Origin of the sequence: Vibrio cyclitrophicus (assembly GCA_023206055.1) — a bacterium.
Lineage (GTDB): Bacteria > Pseudomonadota > Gammaproteobacteria > Enterobacterales > Vibrionaceae > Vibrio > Vibrio cyclitrophicus_A.
Genome location: CP065366.1, coordinates 2,516,305 through 2,533,772, shown reverse-complemented (window position 1 = coordinate 2,533,772; position 17,468 = coordinate 2,516,305). Strand labels below are relative to the sequence as shown.

General features: G+C 43.7%; 14 protein-coding genes. 7 read left to right on the top strand and 7 right to left on the bottom strand.

Annotated elements, in window-relative coordinates; genetic code table 11:
• The first annotated feature begins 172 nt into the window (after nucleotides 1-172).
• The gene (locus ITG09_11075) at nucleotides 173-1,111 is read left to right on the top strand and encodes a glutathione S-transferase family protein (GenBank protein ID UPR51249.1); all 939 of its coding nucleotides are present in this window, start codon (nucleotides 173-175) and stop codon (nucleotides 1,109-1,111) included.
• Nucleotides 1,112-1,203: 92 nt separating this feature from the next.
• Here ITG09_11075 and pta read toward each other — a convergent pair whose 3' ends face one another.
• Both pta and ITG09_11065 read right to left on the bottom strand, forming a co-directional pair.
• Entirely contained in the window at nucleotides 1,204-3,369 is a 2,166-nt protein-coding gene (gene pta, locus ITG09_11070; GenBank protein UPR51248.1) for a phosphate acetyltransferase, read from the bottom strand.
• 147 nt (nucleotides 3,370-3,516) lie between these two features.
• On the bottom strand, nucleotides 3,517-4,713 hold the full coding sequence (locus tag ITG09_11065) for an acetate kinase (GenBank protein ID UPR51247.1): 1,197 nt from the start codon (nucleotides 4,711-4,713) through the stop codon (nucleotides 3,517-3,519).
• A gap of 341 nt (nucleotides 4,714-5,054) precedes the next feature.
• Here ITG09_11065 and ITG09_11060 point away from each other — a divergent pair, with 341 nt between their 5' ends.
• From ITG09_11060 to ITG09_11045, 4 genes are all read left to right on the top strand, one after another.
• Nucleotides 5,055-5,507, top strand: coding sequence for a DUF412 domain-containing protein (locus ITG09_11060; GenBank protein UPR51246.1), 453 nt, complete (start codon nucleotides 5,055-5,057; stop codon nucleotides 5,505-5,507).
• 318 nt (nucleotides 5,508-5,825) lie between these two features.
• Nucleotides 5,826-6,791, top strand: coding sequence for an ABC transporter substrate-binding protein (locus ITG09_11055; GenBank protein ID UPR51245.1), 966 nt, complete (start codon nucleotides 5,826-5,828; stop codon nucleotides 6,789-6,791).
• 127 nt (nucleotides 6,792-6,918) lie between these two features.
• On the top strand, nucleotides 6,919-7,137 hold the full coding sequence (locus ITG09_11050) for a hypothetical protein (protein ID UPR51244.1): 219 nt from the start codon (nucleotides 6,919-6,921) through the stop codon (nucleotides 7,135-7,137).
• 191 nt (nucleotides 7,138-7,328) lie between these two features.
• Nucleotides 7,329-8,795 (top strand): diguanylate cyclase, encoded by a 1,467-nt coding sequence (locus tag ITG09_11045; protein ID UPR51243.1) that lies wholly within the window; start codon nucleotides 7,329-7,331, stop codon nucleotides 8,793-8,795.
• 121 nt (nucleotides 8,796-8,916) lie between these two features.
• Here the strand turns inward: ITG09_11045 and dusC are convergent, their stop codons facing one another.
• Nucleotides 8,917-9,873, bottom strand: coding sequence for a tRNA dihydrouridine(16) synthase DusC (gene dusC / locus ITG09_11040; GenBank protein UPR51242.1), 957 nt, complete (start codon nucleotides 9,871-9,873; stop codon nucleotides 8,917-8,919).
• 177 nt (nucleotides 9,874-10,050) lie between these two features.
• On the opposite strand from dusC, the gene ITG09_11035 reads away from it, so the two are divergent.
• The gene (locus ITG09_11035) at nucleotides 10,051-10,671 is read left to right on the top strand and encodes a YecA family protein (protein UPR51241.1); all 621 of its coding nucleotides are present in this window, start codon (nucleotides 10,051-10,053) and stop codon (nucleotides 10,669-10,671) included.
• Nucleotides 10,672-10,796: 125 nt separating this feature from the next.
• On the opposite strand, the gene dsbB is transcribed toward ITG09_11035, so the two are convergent.
• A complete protein-coding gene (gene dsbB, locus ITG09_11030) occupies nucleotides 10,797-11,306 on the bottom strand; it encodes a disulfide bond formation protein DsbB (protein UPR53629.1) in 510 nt (169 codons plus the stop codon).
• A 147-nt stretch (nucleotides 11,307-11,453) separates the two neighbouring features.
• Complete coding sequence (nhaB, locus tag ITG09_11025) at nucleotides 11,454-13,046, bottom strand: Na(+)/H(+) antiporter NhaB (protein ID UPR51240.1); 1,593 nt, start codon at nucleotides 13,044-13,046, stop codon at nucleotides 11,454-11,456.
• 638 nt (nucleotides 13,047-13,684) lie between these two features.
• Here nhaB and fadR point away from each other — a divergent pair.
• Complete coding sequence (fadR, locus tag ITG09_11020) at nucleotides 13,685-14,524, top strand: fatty acid metabolism transcriptional regulator FadR (GenBank protein ID UPR51239.1); 840 nt, start codon at nucleotides 13,685-13,687, stop codon at nucleotides 14,522-14,524.
• A 142-nt stretch (nucleotides 14,525-14,666) separates the two neighbouring features.
• Here the strand turns inward: fadR and ITG09_11015 are convergent, their stop codons facing one another.
• Together ITG09_11015 and metG are read right to left on the bottom strand one after the other, a co-directional pair.
• Nucleotides 14,667-15,146 (bottom strand): DUF1456 family protein, encoded by a 480-nt coding sequence (locus ITG09_11015; protein UPR51238.1) that lies wholly within the window; start codon nucleotides 15,144-15,146, stop codon nucleotides 14,667-14,669.
• 219 nt (nucleotides 15,147-15,365) lie between these two features.
• Entirely contained in the window at nucleotides 15,366-17,426 is a 2,061-nt protein-coding gene (metG, locus tag ITG09_11010) for a methionine--tRNA ligase (GenBank protein UPR51237.1), read from the bottom strand.
• Nucleotides 17,427-17,468 lie beyond the last annotated feature (42 nt).

Below are 17,468 nucleotides of genomic sequence, written 5' to 3'. Positions count from 1 at the left end.
ACTGCTCATTCTAGCTTGTTAAAATGCTTGATAACGGCGTTAGAATTTTTGATTGTAGAATAACTACTAACAGAAAAATTCTGCCTTGTTCTCAAGCCTTTTCTCTGCGCTATTTCTGAACATTTACTTACTGTGATTGGTATATAAAATTTTTGATGACAGAGGTTTGGATATGGGCAAGTTAGTTGAAGGTGTTTGGCACGATGTGTGGTACGACACCAAAGAAAGCGGTGGTAAGTTCGTTCGTGAAGATGCGGGCTTTCGCAACTGGGTTGAAAACAAAGCCGGAGCGCAATTTGAGCCAGAAAGTGGTCGTTACCACTTATACGTATCGTTAGCTTGCCCTTGGGCGCACCGCACTCTTATCTTCCGAGAGCTGAAAGACCTAACCGATCATATTGATGTGACGGTGGTTTGCCCCGACATGATGAGTGAAGGATGGCAAATGGGGTTACCAGAACCTCTGTTTGGCCATACTCGTATGCACCAAATCTACACTCAAGCCAAACCTGACTACTCAGGCCGAGTAACAGTTCCAGTACTGTGGGATAAGAAAACCAACACCATCGTGAGTAACGAGTCCTCTGAAATTATCCGCATGTTCAATTCAGAATTTAATGAGTTAACAGGCAATACCGATGATTACTATCCGTGGGAATTGTCCAAGAAGATTGATGAGTGGAATGACTACATCTATCCAAGTATCAATAACGGCGTTTATCGTACCGGCTTTGCAACGACACAAGAGGCTTATGAAGAAGCGTATGACGCCTTGTTTGAAGCCCTAGACAAAGTAGACGCTCACCTTAGCGAACATCGCTATTTAGCGGGTAGCGAGATTACAGAAGCGGATTGGCGCTTGTTTACCACTTTAGTTCGATTTGATGCGGTTTATGTAGGGCACTTTAAGTGTAACAAGCAGCGAATTGCGGACTATGAAAATATTCAAGGTTACCTAAAAGAGCTGTATCAGATCGAAGGCATCAAAGAGACGACCGATTTTTATCATATAAAGCGTCACTATTACTACAGCCACACAGGTATTAATCCAACTCAGGTTATTCCGAAAGGACCTGCTCTAGATTTAGAATCAGCCCATGGGCGAGGTTAGATTTATCTTAAGAGCATCAAATAACCTTAAACATTAGACATAAAAAAACCCTAGATAAGAATCTAGGGTTTTTGCTTTCTACTAAAGAAAAATTAGTTAATTACTTTTTCTTCAGCTTGTGCAGCTTGGTCTGCTTGGATAGCCGTTAGAGCTACTGTGTAAACGATGTCGTCTACTAGAGCGCCACGAGACAAGTCATTTACTGGTTTGCGCATACCTTGAAGCATTGGACCGATAGATACTAGGTCTGCTGAACGCTGTACAGCTTTGTAAGTCGTGTTACCAGTGTTTAGGTCTGGGAATACGAATACAGTTGCTTTACCTGCTACTGGAGAGTTTGGTGCTTTAGAAGCAGCAACGTTTTCCATGATAGCCGCGTCGTACTGTAGAGGGCCGTCGATCACTAGATCAGGACGTTTCTCTTGAGCAATCTTAGTTGCTTCACGAACTTTATCTACGTCTGCACCCTTACCAGATTCACCAGTAGAGTAAGAGATCATAGCAACGCGTGGGTCGATACCGAATGCCGCAGCAGAATCTGCAGATTGGATAGCGATTTCAGCAAGCTGTTCAGCGGTTGGATCTGGGTTGATCGCACAGTCACCGTATACAAGAACTTGATCAGGCAGAAGCATGAAGAAGATTGAAGATACGATAGAAGCATCAGGGGCCGTCTTGATGATCTGGAACGGAGGAACGATAGTGTTCGCCGTTGTGTGAACAGCACCAGAAACTAGGCCGTCAACTTCACCAGCTTCAAGCATCATAGTACCTAGGAATACTGAATCTTCTAGCTTCTCACGAGCTACAACTTCAGTCATACCTTTAGCGCCACGAAGTTCTACTAGACGAGCTACGTAGTTTTCGCGAACTGATGCAGAATCGATGATCTCAACGCCAGCGCCAAGCTCAACACCTTGCTGTGCAGCAACACGACGGATTTCTTCTGGGTTACCTAGAAGTACACAAGTCGCGATACCGCGCTCAGCACAGATAGCCGCAGCTTTAACTGTACGTGGCTCATCACCTTCAGGAAGAACGATGCGCTTAGCCGCTTTACGAGCGAATTCAGTTAGCTGGTAACGGAATGCTGGTGGGCTTAGACGACGGATACCTTGAGTGCCTTCAGATAGAGAGTCAATCCAAGGGCCATCGATGTGGCTTGCAACGTGATCGTTAACGAATTCAATACGCTCTTTATCGTCTGCAGGAACTTCTAGGTTGAAGCTCTGTAGGTTTAGAGACGTCTGCCAAGTGTTACCTTGAGCCTTAAAGATCGGTAGACCTGAAGCGAATGCAGGTGCACAAAGGTTAGCAATGCTTTCTGGAATGTCGTAACCGCCAGTCAGTAGGATTGCGCCAATCTCAACACCGTTTTTCGCAGCAAGAGCTGCAGCAACGATAACGTCAGGACGGTCTGCAGAAGTTACTAGCAGTGAACCTGGTTTGAAATGCTCAATCATGTGCGGTAGAGAACGTGCACAAAAAGTGATGCTCTTAATACGACGAGTTGAGATTTCACCTTCGTTAACGATTTCAGCGTTAAGGTGCTTAGCCATATCAACCGCACGAGTTGCGATTAGGTCGATGCTCCATGGCACGCAGCCAAGAACACGAATAGGGCTAGAGTTGAAGATTTGCATTACTTCAAGGTTCGCTTGCTGAGCGCTGTCTGCATCATCAAAGATTTCAGATAGGTCAGGGCGAGTACGGCCAGCTTCATCAACAGGAGCGTTAAGCTTGTTGATGATTACGCCTTTGATGTTTTTGTTCTTAGTACCGCCGAAGTTAGAACATGCTACTTCGATACGCTCTTTAAGTTGCGTAGGGTTGTCAGTACCAGGAGTCGCAACGAATACGATCTCCGCGCCAAGTGTCTTCGCGATTTCCGCGTTCACTTGGTTAGCAAATGGGTGCTTACGAGTAGGTACTAGACCTTCGATTAGCGTTACTTCTGCGTCTTTGTTGATCTTGTTGTATTGCTCAACAACAGACTCAAGAAGCTCGTCCATTTTTTCGCTACCGATCAAAGCTTCAGCTTTAGTCATTGCGATTGGCTCACCAATCTTAATGTCGCTGTTTGTGCTGATGATAGTAGACGTTAGATCTGGTTGGTTACCACCGCTGCGAGGCTGAGCGATTGGCTTGTAGAAAGAAACACTTACGCCCTTACGCTCCATAGCGCGAAGAACACCCATGCTAACACTAGTAAGACCAACACCAGCGCTTGTAGGGATAAGCATAATAGTACGGGACATTGACGGACACCTTTAACTATTGGAAATAAAAAAAGCTCAACTGCTATTCCCACCGATATTTAAATTGGGGTAGGAATAGAAGTTGAGCCCCATTTTCTTGATATGAAAAACTGACTAGCTTCGAGTGAAGCTAGTCAGGAAAATCAATTAAAGACCTGCTAGTTTCGCAGTGTCTTCAGCAATTACTAGCTCTTCGTTAGTAGAGATAACCATTGCAGGGATACGGCTGTTAGCTGTAGTGATAGTACCTTCGCCGCCGAAACGAGCTTTAAGGTTAGCTTCACCGTCAACTTCGATGCCGAAGATGCCTAGGCGGTTAAGAACCATTTCACGGATTGGGCCAGAGTTCTCGCCGATGCCACCAGTGAAAGTGATTGCGTCTAGACGACCTTCTAGAGTTGCAGTGTAACCAGCAACGTACTTAGCTAGACGGTGACAGAACACGTCCATTGCACGAGTTGCTTCTTCTTTCTCACCGTAGTTGTCTTCAACGAAACGACAGTCAGAAGTCACTTCAGTTAGACCAGCAAGACCAGACTCTTTAGTTAGCATGTTGTTGATTTCTTCAACAGAGTAACCAAGAGCGTCGTGTAGGTGGAAGATGATCGCAGGATCTAGGTCACCACAACGTGTACCCATTACAAGACCTTCAAGAGGAGTAAGACCCATAGAAGTATCTACAGACTGACCGTTCTTGATAGCACATACAGAAGCGCCGTTACCTAGGTGACAGTTGATGATGTTAACTTCTTCAACTGGCTTGTTTAGTAGGCCTGCAACTTCACGAGTGATAAATAGGTGAGAAGTACCGTGCATGCCGTAACGACGGATGCCGTGCTCTTTGTACAGGTTGTACGGTAGAGCGTATAGGTAAGACTCAGAAGGCATTGTTTGGTGGAACGCAGTGTCAAATACAGCAACGTTTTGTAGACCAGGGAAGTTCTGTTGAGCCGCTTCGATACCGATAAGGTGAGCAGGGTTGTGAAGAGGTGCGAAAGTCGCAGCGTCTTGAATACCCTTAAGAACTTCATCAGTGATAAGTGCAGAAGAAGTGAACTGCTCGCCACCGTGTACGATACGGTGACCGATAGCGCCAAGGTTAGCTTTAAGCTCAGGCTTAGAAGCAAGAATAGTTTCTACCATGAAAGATAGTGCTTCTACGTGAGCTGCGCCCGCGCCTAGTTGTGCTTCGTGTTTGCCATCAAGTTTCCACTTCATACGAGCTTCTGGAAGACCCAGACACTCAGCAAGACCAGTTAGGTGCTCTGCACCTGTTTCTGCATCAACAACAGCGAATTTAAGAGAAGAACTACCACAGTTTAAAACTAAAACTAGCTTAGACATTAATGACTACCTGTTTATTTTTCTGATCGAAATCAGTTAAGGATGAAAATTAATCTCAAGAATAGTCGAAGCACATAGGCTTGCGTACTAACCTTGGTCAAAAAAACGTTAATTTCCGTATAAAGTGAAAGCGCTCTTTATCAAAAAGAGGCTTGTGCATTCCTTGCAGAAGTCTTCCCAAAGTTGCTTAAATTGTAAATAAGGGCAACAATGAGATTGAGGTCTGCAAATAATAGCGATATTGTGCAAATATAACAAAAAAATTTGAAAGAATATTATTTTTCGTCAAATTTTTGTGTTTTTAGTTGATGATTTCAACTTTTTTTTAATGGGAGACTCATATGAGTAATAGAGTTGGTTTAGCGAGCAGTTTAAAAGATGGCCAAAAGTACATGGATCTCTGGCCTGTTCGAAAAGAGTTAAACGCTATCTTCCCTGAACAACGCATCATTAAAGCGACGCGCTTTGGTGTAAAGGTGATGCCTGCGATAGCTGCTATCAGCGTTCTTACGCAAATGGTCTTTAATAATTACCAAGCGATGCCACAAGCTGTGGTTATGGCTTTGTTTGCTATTAGTTTGCCACTTCAAGGCATGTGGTGGTTAGGTAACCGCTCAAATACACAACTTCCGCCAGCGTTAGTATCGTGGTACCGCGAACTGCACGAGAAGATCACTGAAACGGGTTTTGCGTTAGAGCCAATGAAGCCACGCCCTCGTTATAAGGAATTGGCGATTATTCTGAATCGAGCATTCCGTCAGTTAGACAAATCTTCAATGGAACGCTGGTTCTAAGAAAATCTCACTTCTCCCTATCGTCTGAGAACGGCTACACATCGCTGTTAGCATGTTCTCAGATTCGTTCTTCGTGACACTTTTCGTTCATATTCCCCTTTGTTGTTCGTTTTATTTGCCTTTTGTTATTCACTTCGTTTCTTACCAAGGGATTCAACTCAACCAGCCTTTTGACGCATAATTCGAGCTTTGTTGTGTTTTTGTTAAATATCACTTCAAGTTATCAAAAATTACTGGTAATAATATCAATAGTGGATTTAATGTTGTGATCTCTCTAGGTCGAGCAATAACAACGAGCGCTTGATGAAGGGAGTATTGATGGGTTCTGTAAGAAAAGTATTAACGGCAGCGTTAAGTGGATGCCTATTGCTATGGGCTAGCAATGTAACAGCAAATATTGCCAAGGTATCGGTGTCACAAGTCGTAGATCATCCAGATTTGAATGCAACACGCTTAGGGCTTCTTGAAGGATTAAGAGCTAAAGGCTATGAACCCGGAAAGAACTTAGAGTTTTCTTATGAAATGGCGGATGGGAATCCAGCGCAAGCTGCCAAAATTGCCAGAGAACTAGTCAGCGAAAACCCCCATGTACTCGTTGGCATCGCGACACCAACTTCTCAAGCTTTGGTTTCGGCAACTCGCTCAATACCGATTGTGTTTACCGCAGTAACCGACCCCATCGGTGCAAGGCTGGTCAAACAGCTAGAAATGCCGGGCCGAAACGTCACAGGTCTTTCTGATCTCTCTCCAATCGTCCAACATGTCTCTTTGATCAAAGAGCTTCTTCCTGAGGCAAGCTCAATCGGTGTGGTTTATAACCCTGCCGAAGCGAATGCCGTTGCGTTAGTTGGACTATTGAGAAAGGCGACCCGTGATTTTGGTTATACACTTCATACCGAAAAAGCGCTGACCATTGATGATGTCGGAGCGAAAGCAGAATCCGTCGCCAGGAAGTCTGATGTTATCTATGCCTTGACCGACAATACGGTTGCTAGCGGCATGGAAGGTCTTATCAAAGCGGCGAATCAAGCAGATACACCCGTCGTCGCAGGTGCCACATCTTATGTCGGAAAGGGTGCCATTGCAGGCTTAGGCTTAGATTACTATGACGTAGGGGTACAAACAGCAGACTATGTAGCGGCTATTCTCAACGGACAAAAACCAGGGAAGTTGAGTGTTAAAACCGCACAAAGCTCACAACTGGTGGTGAATCTAGACGCTGCTCGTGAGTTGGGAGTGACAGTGCCTCAGTCTGTGATTGATCGGGCGGTCATTAGCCGCTGATGGCGCAATTCTAAACCTGATATCCCTTTCGTAAATGGGTGGCTCGTTTGAGCATTTTGAGAGGAATCAGCCTTACTGAAAACAAAGTGGCGCCTACCTCGAGCTATATTGTGATGCTGAGACGTTAGTGTTTGCCCGAAGTCTCAACGGCGAAAAAACACTGGTTGTGCTTAACCTATCCCAAGGTGAAAAGGCGTTGTCTTTGCCTGTGTGGATGCTTGGACATGAGCTAGGAGAGTTGGTAGAGCTATCAAGTGAAAGAAAGGGTATACCAATTGATAATGGTACAGTTGATATTACCGTTCCAGCGATACAGGCGAAGATTTTTGATGTAGTAAATCGTTGAATTTTATAATGACTTAAACGGTATCTTCTAACCTTGCTTAATGCGAGGTTAGTTTTGCAAAAGGAATTCGCTGTTCAAGGTTTAGGTCCGATTCATATCAATTTACACTCTTTTACCTCGAGGAAAATGACAATTAATGCAATAATATTAATGGGGTAAATGAAAATAGCTGAACGCTAAGAGCACACTATATGAAAGTAAACAGGCATTTTAGCCTTACCTTTATCTTTGGGTTTCCCGCTGTGATCGCCGCAATATTACTTGGCCTAACAGGAAAGAATCATTTTGATTTGGTGAAGAAAGACATCAGCAGCGAGTTCCAACGTATTGAAGAGGTGTTCAAACGAACCACAAAAGTGGTGACAGCCTTAGACTACAGCTTCTCTAACTACTACAAATCAGGAAACCCTCTCTTTCTTGATCACAATAAGCAAGTTGTGGATGGGCTTTGCCAAATCTGGCCTATTGATGCGCTACTCCTCGCGGATGGTAAAACTTCAGACATTCCTTCTGTCGATATCGACTATATGCTGGTCGGCCAAGAATCCTTGTGTTCCGAAACCAGTGACAGCTACAAGAGCGCCTCAGAAAAGATAGCTCTAGCTCCTATTCTTTCATTTTTATCTCAGCTTGATGAATACCACGACGGCGTGCACTTTATTGATACGCGTGGTTATGTGATCTCTTCCCCTGAAGGGTTTGCTAAGAAATTGAGCAAGGAATTGCTTTCAACCATAAAAAGTCGTCCCTATTGGCAAAAAACAGCCAACAATCCAGAGCAATTAACATTAACTGGGCCTGCTTATCGATTTGAGTCTCTAGATCGAATGATCAGTATGACGATCCCAGTGTTCCACCAAGGCGTACATCAAGGAATGCTTTCGGTTGATATTGACGCTGACAAGCTGCTTGCAAGCTCGAATGAGCATCTCGCAGGTCGGATCGATATCATTGATACCACTTTAGCTACCCCGATAGACTCTGCGGCTTTTTATCACGAGATCAAACTGGATGGCGTCGCGTCTCATCATGCGATGTATTACGAATTAGATATCGCGAAAGAGGTCGAGCATTTTTTCGTCTACGAGAAAGACAGCCTTATTGTTGCCATCATTGTGTATCTGTTCTCAGTAACTATCTTTTTCTACGTCAATTCCAATATTGAACGTGGCTACTTTAAAGATCTCGCAGCCAAAGACCCTATGACAGGGTTATTGAATCGTCGTGGCTTAGAAGCGTTCTGGCGCAGTGTAGAGCACGATCAACTGTTTGCTTTAACGGTATTTGATATCGATGATTTTAAGTCAATTAACGATACTTATGGCCATGATAAAGGCGATGACGTGATTCGTTACATGTCGCGTCAGATCAGTAACAGTGTACGAAGCAGTGACGTAGCAGCAAGGTTTGGCGGTGAAGAGTTTGTCGTTTACATGAAAGGCGAAGATCGTGAAACTTTGATGAGAACATTAGAGCGAGTGAAGAATGCGATTTGTTCCACTTCAGCCGACATTATTCCAAATGGATTTACAGTATCTGGCGGTGTCTGCATTGTTGAAACTGAGCAAAGTAAACTTAACTTCGATGAGATATTTAAGTACGCTGATGAAAAGCTGTACGTGGCTAAGACAACGGGTAAAGACCGTCTTGAATTTTAGCTACGTTATTGAATCGATGCTTTGTATCAAAAGGAAAAGGAAAGAGGGGAAAGCGAACGTGTCTGCCTAGCAAAGCTTTTTTGCGCCGGTAAACACGTTCGAAGCGTTGAGTACTTTAATCTTAAACAGGTTGACGGCGCTCTTCTTGATAACGCTGAAGGCGATCTACAATCGGCGGCGCCTTTTTGAAAGTACGAATCTCTTTAAACAGTTCGTTTGCTTCAGGGTAGCCTTTACTTAGATAAACAAACCACTGCTTCACTCTATTGGGGTAGTACATGCCTTTGTCCCCTTTAATTTGAAACTCTGAATAGCGCAGCAAAAGTTCAATGACTTTATCCCACGGCATTTTCTGGTGGTTGTGCTTAACGACGTTACCGAGGTTTGGAATATTGAAAGCACCACGGCAGACCATCAATGAATCGACGCCTGTTGCTTCTATGCAATCTTGACCATCTTGATAGTTCCAGATTTCCCCATTAGCAATCAACGGTAGAGACGTTTTTTCTCTTATTTGATTGATGAAATCCCATTTGATTTCGCTGGCTTTATAGCCGCCAACTTTGGTTCTTGCATGCACGGTGAGTTCGTCAGCTTTGGCTTGTTCGATGGCATCGACGATTTCAAAGCACTCTTCCGGATGCTCCCAACCTAATCGAATCTTTGCGGATACAGGAATGTGTGCAGGTACTGCTTCTCGACAGGCGTTCACCACTTGATAAATGAGCTCTGGTTCTTTTAGCAGTGAAGCCCCACCATTACTTTTGTTGACCGCTTTTGCTGGGCAACCAAAATTAAGGTCAATACCTTTAGCGCCTAAGCTAGCAGCTTGAAAAGCATTCTCGGCCATCCAATTTGGGTGTTGCCCTAGAAGCTGGAGATGGATTGGCACACCAGCCATGGTCTGAGAGCCTTGATGTAGCTCTGGGCAAATACGGTGGAAAACATGCGGAGGAAGAAGTTGATCCACGACGCGCACAAACTCTGTCACACAGAGATCGTAATCATTAATCTCTGTGAGAATTTCACGCATTAGGTGGTCTAGAACGCCCTCCATAGGGCCAAGTATTACGCGCATGCTGCTTTACCAAAACTGAGTGAACCGAAAAATTCGAGGCGTGATTGTACGGTTTGCTTACAGGATTGTCACTATGAGTGTGGTGTGTCTGTCTGAATGATGGTTTCGTCTCTTAATAGCGACATCTTGGGGAGGATGGCGTTATAATATCGAAAATGCCCAATATCTAGAGCTTTCATGACATATCAATTATTAAGCCTATCAGAATCAATCACTGACATTACTCCGCAGTTTATGGAAGGTGCAATCCTTGCCTCTAACTTGGCGACCAAGCCACTTGATCCCGAAGAATGGTTAGCTATCGTTGCGCCTGAAGCGGGTAAAGAGCTGGTAACAACGGTGACAGAGCAGATTAACCGCCAACACAACCTGATTCAGCGTAATGAATACCTACTGACAGACGTATTGGCTGAAGGTGACTTTAACGAGCAGTTTGCCGATTTTTCTGAAGGCTTCATGATGGTTTGGCCAACAGTTGAAGAGCAATGGCAGAGCGTAACCGTCGCGGATGGCACTCTACGCATGTTGCAAGCGCTCCTAACAACCTTGATGCTTGCGATTGATGAAGAGCAAACTCAACAACAAATGATCGCTGCAGGACTTACCAATCCACCATCGCTTGCCGATTTAATCGGTCAAGTCGATCTGATGATCTCAGAAGTGGCAATGGCAGCGGATGAGGCTATGTTGGGCAATAAGTCCCAAAGCGTGAATCCATTTAAAGATATCGGCCGCAATGATGCTTGCCCATGTGAAAGTGGTAAAAAGTTCAAGCAATGCTGTGGTAAAAACAACTAATCACGGTTTATTGATGAACTTTGGTTGAGTGAGTAACAGACTCCCTTTATATCTTCAAAAGCTTAGTTAATAAAAAAGTCGACCTCGTGGTCGACTTTTTTTGTCTAAATTTCAGCGGCTTACAGTTAGTCGTTTTTCGACTTCACAAATTGAGAAATCACCACAAAACCGAAAGCAACTAAGTTACCCGCGAAGATAATCACCAGCCACTGAGGCATAGAAAGATCGAAGAACTGCCACACCACTTTGCTGCAATCACCGTAAGCTTCAAACATCCACGGAGCCCATTGGTTTAAAGGCGCCCAGCTAGGGAAGGTGACGAATAAGTCGCAGGTTGCAAAAGGAGACGGATTGAATTGGTAATCGACGTGCTCCAAAGCAAGCATCAAACCTTTGTATGCGCCGAATCCCCAACCAGCAAGGCCTAACCAACGTGATATTGGGTTATTCGGGGCAATAGCACCAATCATTGCGGCGACACCGATAGCGAGCATAGCAACGCGTTCATAGATACACATCACGCAAGGACCAAGCATCATCACGTGTTGGAAGAAGAGAGCGCACGCTTCAAAAAAGACAATAAAAGCCAGCAGTAAAAGCCAAGATAAACGTCCCTTAGAGAAGTCTTTGATCATTGCTAAAAAGTTCACGAATTGAATCCTGTCTATAAAATAAAAAAGCCCTGATTACTCAGAGCTTTTTATCTTGGATAAGTTTCCTAATCAACTAATATTTTTGATTAGTGAGTTACACATTTTATGGTTTGCGACACAGTGTTTAGCTTAATGACCGCCAGAGATAACTGGAGCAACAGCTTCACCAGTACGCTGAATGATCCAACCTGCATCATAGAACCATGCTGTCATCGGTTCTACGAAGAACACAATACCTGCAAGGCCAACCAGTGCTAATACGATGGTGTATGGCAACGCCATGATAACCATGCGGCCATAAGACAGTCGAATTAACGGAGCAAGTGCTGATGTTAATAGGAACAGGAATGCAGCCTGGCCATTTGGCGTAGCAACAGAAGGTAGGTTAGTACCTGTGTTGATAGCTACAGCAAGTAGGTCGAATTGGTCACGAGTGATGATGCCTTCAACCAGTGCAGTTTTCACTTCGTTGATGTAAACCGTACCTACGAATACGTTATCTGAAACCATCGATAGAATACCGTTGGCAACATAGAAGAGTGCGAGCTGCGCGCCTTTATCTTCAACGTGAAGTACAGCATCGATTACTGGCTTAAATAGAGCTTGGTCGATGATTACAGCAACAACCGCGAAAAAGACGGCAAGAAGTGCGGTAAATGGCAGAGCTTCTTCAAAGGCTTTACCCATCGAGTGCTCTTCAATTACACCAGTAAACGCCGTTGCTAAGATGATCACTGAAAGGCCAATCAAACCCACTTCAGCGACGTGAAGCGCAAGGCCAACAATCAGCCAAACTGCGATTGCACTCTGAACCCATAACTTTGCTACGTCTTGCTTTGTACGGTTTGCACGTTCTTTGTTGTCAAATTCAACTAAGATTTGGCGAACATTTATTGGTAACTCAGCGCCGTAACCAAACACTTTGAATTTCTCGACAAGTGCACAAGTTAAAATACCGCAGAAGAAAACAGGCAGTGTTACTGGCAGCATACGGATGATAAATTCACCGAACTCCCAACCTGCTTGCTTAGCAATGACTAAGTTTTGTGGTTCACCTACCATGGTCATTACACCACCCAGTGCTGTACCCACACCAGCGTGCATTAGCAGTGAACGTAGGAAAGCTCGGTAGTTTTCTAGGTCATCACGAGTTAGCTCGGAGATCTCTTCATCATGAGTATGATCGTGCGCAGACGTCGTGCCCTTGCCTGATGCGACCTTGTGGTAGATAGAGTAGAAGCCAACCGCAACGCTAATAACGACCGCGATTACTGTCAGGGCATCTAGGAAGGCAGATAAGAAGGCCGCTGCGACACAGAACGCAATAGAGAGTAAAATTTTTGACTGGATGCCGAGTAGTATCTTCGTGAAAATGAACAGAAGCAGTTCTTTCATGAAGTAGATACCAGCAACCATGAACACCAATAAGAGTAATACTGGGAGGTTTGCTTGTAGCTCGTGATAAACCATTTCAGGTTTGGTCATACCAATGGCGACGGCTTGAATTGCTAATAAACCACCAGGTTGAAGAGGGTAGCATTTTAGTGCCATAGCTAGCGTGAAAATAAACTCAACCACTAATAGCCAGCCCGCAACAAATGGGTCAACTAGGAAGAAAACAAACGGGTTGATGATTAAAAAGGAAATGATGGCAAGTTTATACCAATCAGGAGCTTTACCAAGGAAGTTCTTGATAAAAGCGTTTCCGAGAGACATCGGCATGTTAATACTCTTTTATGTTGATTATGAATAGACAAGCAATACAACATTTGAGAATCGAGTTATGTATTTGTTAAAATACATAACTAACAGTGACTTAGAAAAACTACATTCCATGTAATGTTCTGTGGTCTTGCCAAGTCACTCCCTTAGAAACTCAAGCACTGCTAATTTTTGAGCGCAACTCTACTCTTAGATAACATTTAGTCAACAGGAAAAGCCCTGCTGTACTAAAAATACCTCTTTTTTGTTGAGAAACGCGATCAAAGTAGCGCAAGCATACCACTTAAAATGTGATAAAAACCGACTATAATCAATATTTCAGCGAAATGATTGAAAATAACAGAATAACGACGGTTTATATATGATTATTACAACTTAATATTGCAAATTAGTAGCTTTAAAAATATGACCAATCTCATTGATTTTAAAGTGAATTTGTTGTGTTAACGATTTGTTGAAATGGTGGTTTAGAGTCGCTTGTTATACAAACCTAAGGTGCAAACGTGTGCTGAACTTTAGAGTTTTAACTCTATTGGTGTTTTGGGTGAGTAAAATTTTTGAGGGTGTTTCCGCGAGGTGTGAACTAGTGGTATGATGAGTAAATTAGAACAGAATAATTAAATTGGATTGAAGTGTAGATGGTCATTAAGGCTAAGAGCCCGGCAGGATTTGCAGAAAAGTATATCATTGAAAGTATTTGGAATGGCCGTTTCCCTCCAGGTTCTATCTTGCCAGCAGAGCGTGAGCTTTCTGAGCTAATTGGTGTTACACGTACTACGCTTCGTGAAGTACTTCAACGTCTTGCTCGTGATGGTTGGTTGACAATCCAACACGGCAAACCAACAAAAGTTAACCAGTTTATGGAGACTTCAGGTCTTCATATACTTGATACCCTAATGACGTTGGACGTTGATAACGCAAGTAAAATGGTAGAAGACCTGCTTGCTGCTCGTACTAATATCAGCCCGATTTTTATGCGTTATGCATTCAAAGCAAACAAAGAAGCTTCAGAGCGTACTATCAGTAACGTAATTGAATCTTGTGAAGCGCTACTTGCGGCACCAACTTGGGATGAGTTCTTAGAATCGTCGCCATACGCTGACAAGATCAAACAAGCGGTAAAAGAAGATTCAGAAAAAGATGAAGCGAAACGTCAAACGATCTTAGTTGCCAAAACTTTTAACTTCTACGATTACATGCTTTTCCAGCGTTTAGCATTCCATTCAGGTAACCAAATTTATGGTCTGATCTTCAACGGTGTTCGTAAATTGTACGACCGTGTGGGCAGCTATTACTTCTCTAACCCAGAAGCTCGTCGTTTAGCCATGGAGTTCTATAAAGACTTGTTTGTTATTTGTGAAAGTGGTGAGCGTGAAAACTTGCCACTTGTGATTCGTAACTACGGTATCGCAAGCGCACAGATTTGGAACGAGATGAAAACAACGTTACCAACAAACTTTACTGAAGACGACAGCTAAGTCTTTTCATTAAAGTACTGCTAGATTCGTTTACTTATTAAGTAAACGATGTAAAGAAAACGAAAAAGCGGCGAGATAATCCAATTATCTCGCCGCTTTTTATTTATTGATAGTTGGTCAAAACTTATCAATAGTCAGTAACTTAACCTGCAAACTCCTCTGAGTCTGGGCGGTTAGTAAATTGCACACCGTTTAGAAAGTCACAAAGTAGTTGGTCTTCACACACTTTGTAGTTTTTGTTTTCTGGCTTGCGGAAGTAAGCGCCGATTTCGTACTTGCTCAAGCTAATGCCAACTACTTCTAGTACGTCCAAAACATCTTCTGCTTTCATATTTAATGCGATACGTAGCTTCATGAAAATCATGTTGTTCGTTAATGCAACTTCAGGTTTAGGTTGCTCGCCTTCTTTTTTGCCACGCTTAAGGTTGATGAAACCATTTAGGAATACCGCTAACTCTTTATCTTTCATCTTAGAGCATGACTTGTCGTTGTCGTCTTTCAGCCAGTTAATCACTTGGTCATGAGCAACAGTCACATCAGCTTGTTCGATAGCTTTGATGATTTGTGCATTTTTAAGGTTTAGTGCGTGCTGAATACGACGCAAGATTTCATTGTTAGTCACTGGGGATTCCTAAAAGGGTTTTAGAGTTAAGATGTGTTGGTTAGCCCATTATTGTTGACGAACCAATGTCTACTCTACATAGCATAATTGAGGGCGACTCTAACAGAGAACGCTAATTTTCGGTAGATATAAAAAATCCCCAATGCTGATTAACTCTTTCAAGTCAAAAATGCATTAGGGATTTAGTGATGAGTGCTTGTTATCTGACTGGAGTCAGAATTACATTACACGCATACCAGGTTGAGCACCTTCGTGTGGCTCAAGGATCCATAGGTCGCTGCCACCAGGGCCCGCTGCTAGGATCATGCCTTCAGACATACCAAATTTCATCTTACGAGGTTTTAGGTTTGCTACCATTACAGTTAGCTTGCCTTCTAGCTCTTCAGGTTTGTATGCTGATTTGATACCAGAGAATACTTGGCGAGTCTCACCACCGATGTCCAGTTGGAACTTCAGTAGTTTGTTCGCTTTTGGTACTTCTTCACAAGAGATGATACGAGCAATACGCATGTCTACTGCAGCAAAGGCATCGAACTCAATCTCGTCTGCGATTGGCTCTTTGTCTAGCTCAGTTTGGCTTGCTTGCTCTTTTTCAGCTTCTGCTTTTTCTTTCGCTGCTGCTTCAGCGGCTGCATCTTCTTTAGAAGACTCAATCATTGCTTCCACTTTCTTCGGATCAATACGGCTAAATAGCGCTTTGAACTTAGTGATCTCGTGATCAGTTAGCGGAGTCGCAATCGCTTCCCACGTTAGCTCTTCGTTTAGGAAAGCCTCAGTGCGAGCCGCAAGCTCTGGCATAACTGGTTTCAGGTAAGCCATTAGCACGCGGAATAGGTTAATACCGACAGAAGAAACTTCTTGAAGCTCTTTCTCTTTACCTTCTTCTTTCGCAAGAACCCAAGGTGCTTTTTCGTCAATGTACTGATTAGCTTTATCTGCTAGTGCAGTAATTTCACGGATAGCGCGGCTGAACTCACGAGTTTCGTATAGCTGACCGATACGCTCAGCAGCAGCAACGAATTCGTTGTAAAGTTCAGGTTCTGCAAATTCAGCAGAAAGCTTGCCTTCAAAACGCTTAGTGATGAAGCCGGCGTTACGAGAAGCTAGGTTAACAATCTTGTTTACTACATCAGCGTTTACACGTTGAGTGAAGTCTTCAAGGTTAAGGTCTAAATCATCGATACGGCTGTTTAGCTTAGCAGCGTAGTAGTAACGTAGACACTCAGGGTCTAGATGGTTTAGGTACGTGCTTGCTTTGATGAATGTGCCTTTCGACTTAGACATCTTCGCACCGTTCACTGTTACGTAGCCGTGTACGAATACGTTGTTTGGCTTACGGAAGCCTGCGCCGTCTAACATTGCTGGCCAGAATAGGCTGTGGAAGTAAACGATGTCTTTACCGATGAAGTGGTAAAGTTCAGCTGTGCTGTCTTTCTTCCAGTATTCGTCGAAGTTTAGGTCGTCACGCTTGTCACATAGGTTCTTGAAAGAAGCCATGTAGCCAACAGGTGCATCTAGCCATACGTAGAAGAACTTGTCTTTTTCGCCTGGGATTTCGAAGCCGAAGTAAGGTGCGTCACGTGAGATATCCCACTGTTGCAGGCCAGACTCGAACCATTCCTGCATTTTGTTTGCAGTTTCGTTCTGTAGAGAGCCAGAACGAGTCCACTCTTTTAGCATGCTTTCGAACTGAGGTAGGTCGAAGAAGAAGTGCTCAGAGTCTTTCATTACTGGAGTTGCGCCAGAAACCGCTGATTTAGGGTTAATCAGTTCAGTTGGGCTGTATGTCTCACCACAGTTATCACAGTTATCACCGTACTGGTCTTCTGACTTACACTTAGGGCAAGTACCTTTTACGAAACGGTCTGGTAGGAACATCTCTTTCTCAGGATCGAAAAGCTGAGAAATAGTACGGCTAGAAATGAAGCCGTTCTTTTTAAGTTCTAGGTAGATGTGAGAAGCCAGTTCACGGTTCTCTTCGCTGTGTGTGCTGTGGTAGTTATCAAAGCTGATATCAAAGCCAGCGAAGTCTTTTTGGTGCTCTTCACTAACAGCAGCGATCATCTCTTCTGGTGTGATACCCATCTGTTGAGCTTTAAGCATAATTGGCGTGCCGTGAGCATCGTCAGCACAGATGAAGTTTACAGTGTTGCCACGTAGACGCTGGTATCGAACCCAAATATCAGCTTGGATATGCTCAAGCATATGGCCAAGGTGAATAGAGCCGTTAGCGTACGGAAGCGCACAAGTTACCAAAAGTTGTCTTGGATCAGTTGCCATACTTAATAATTCGCTTTTTTGATAGGTATAAATTTGAGAGGT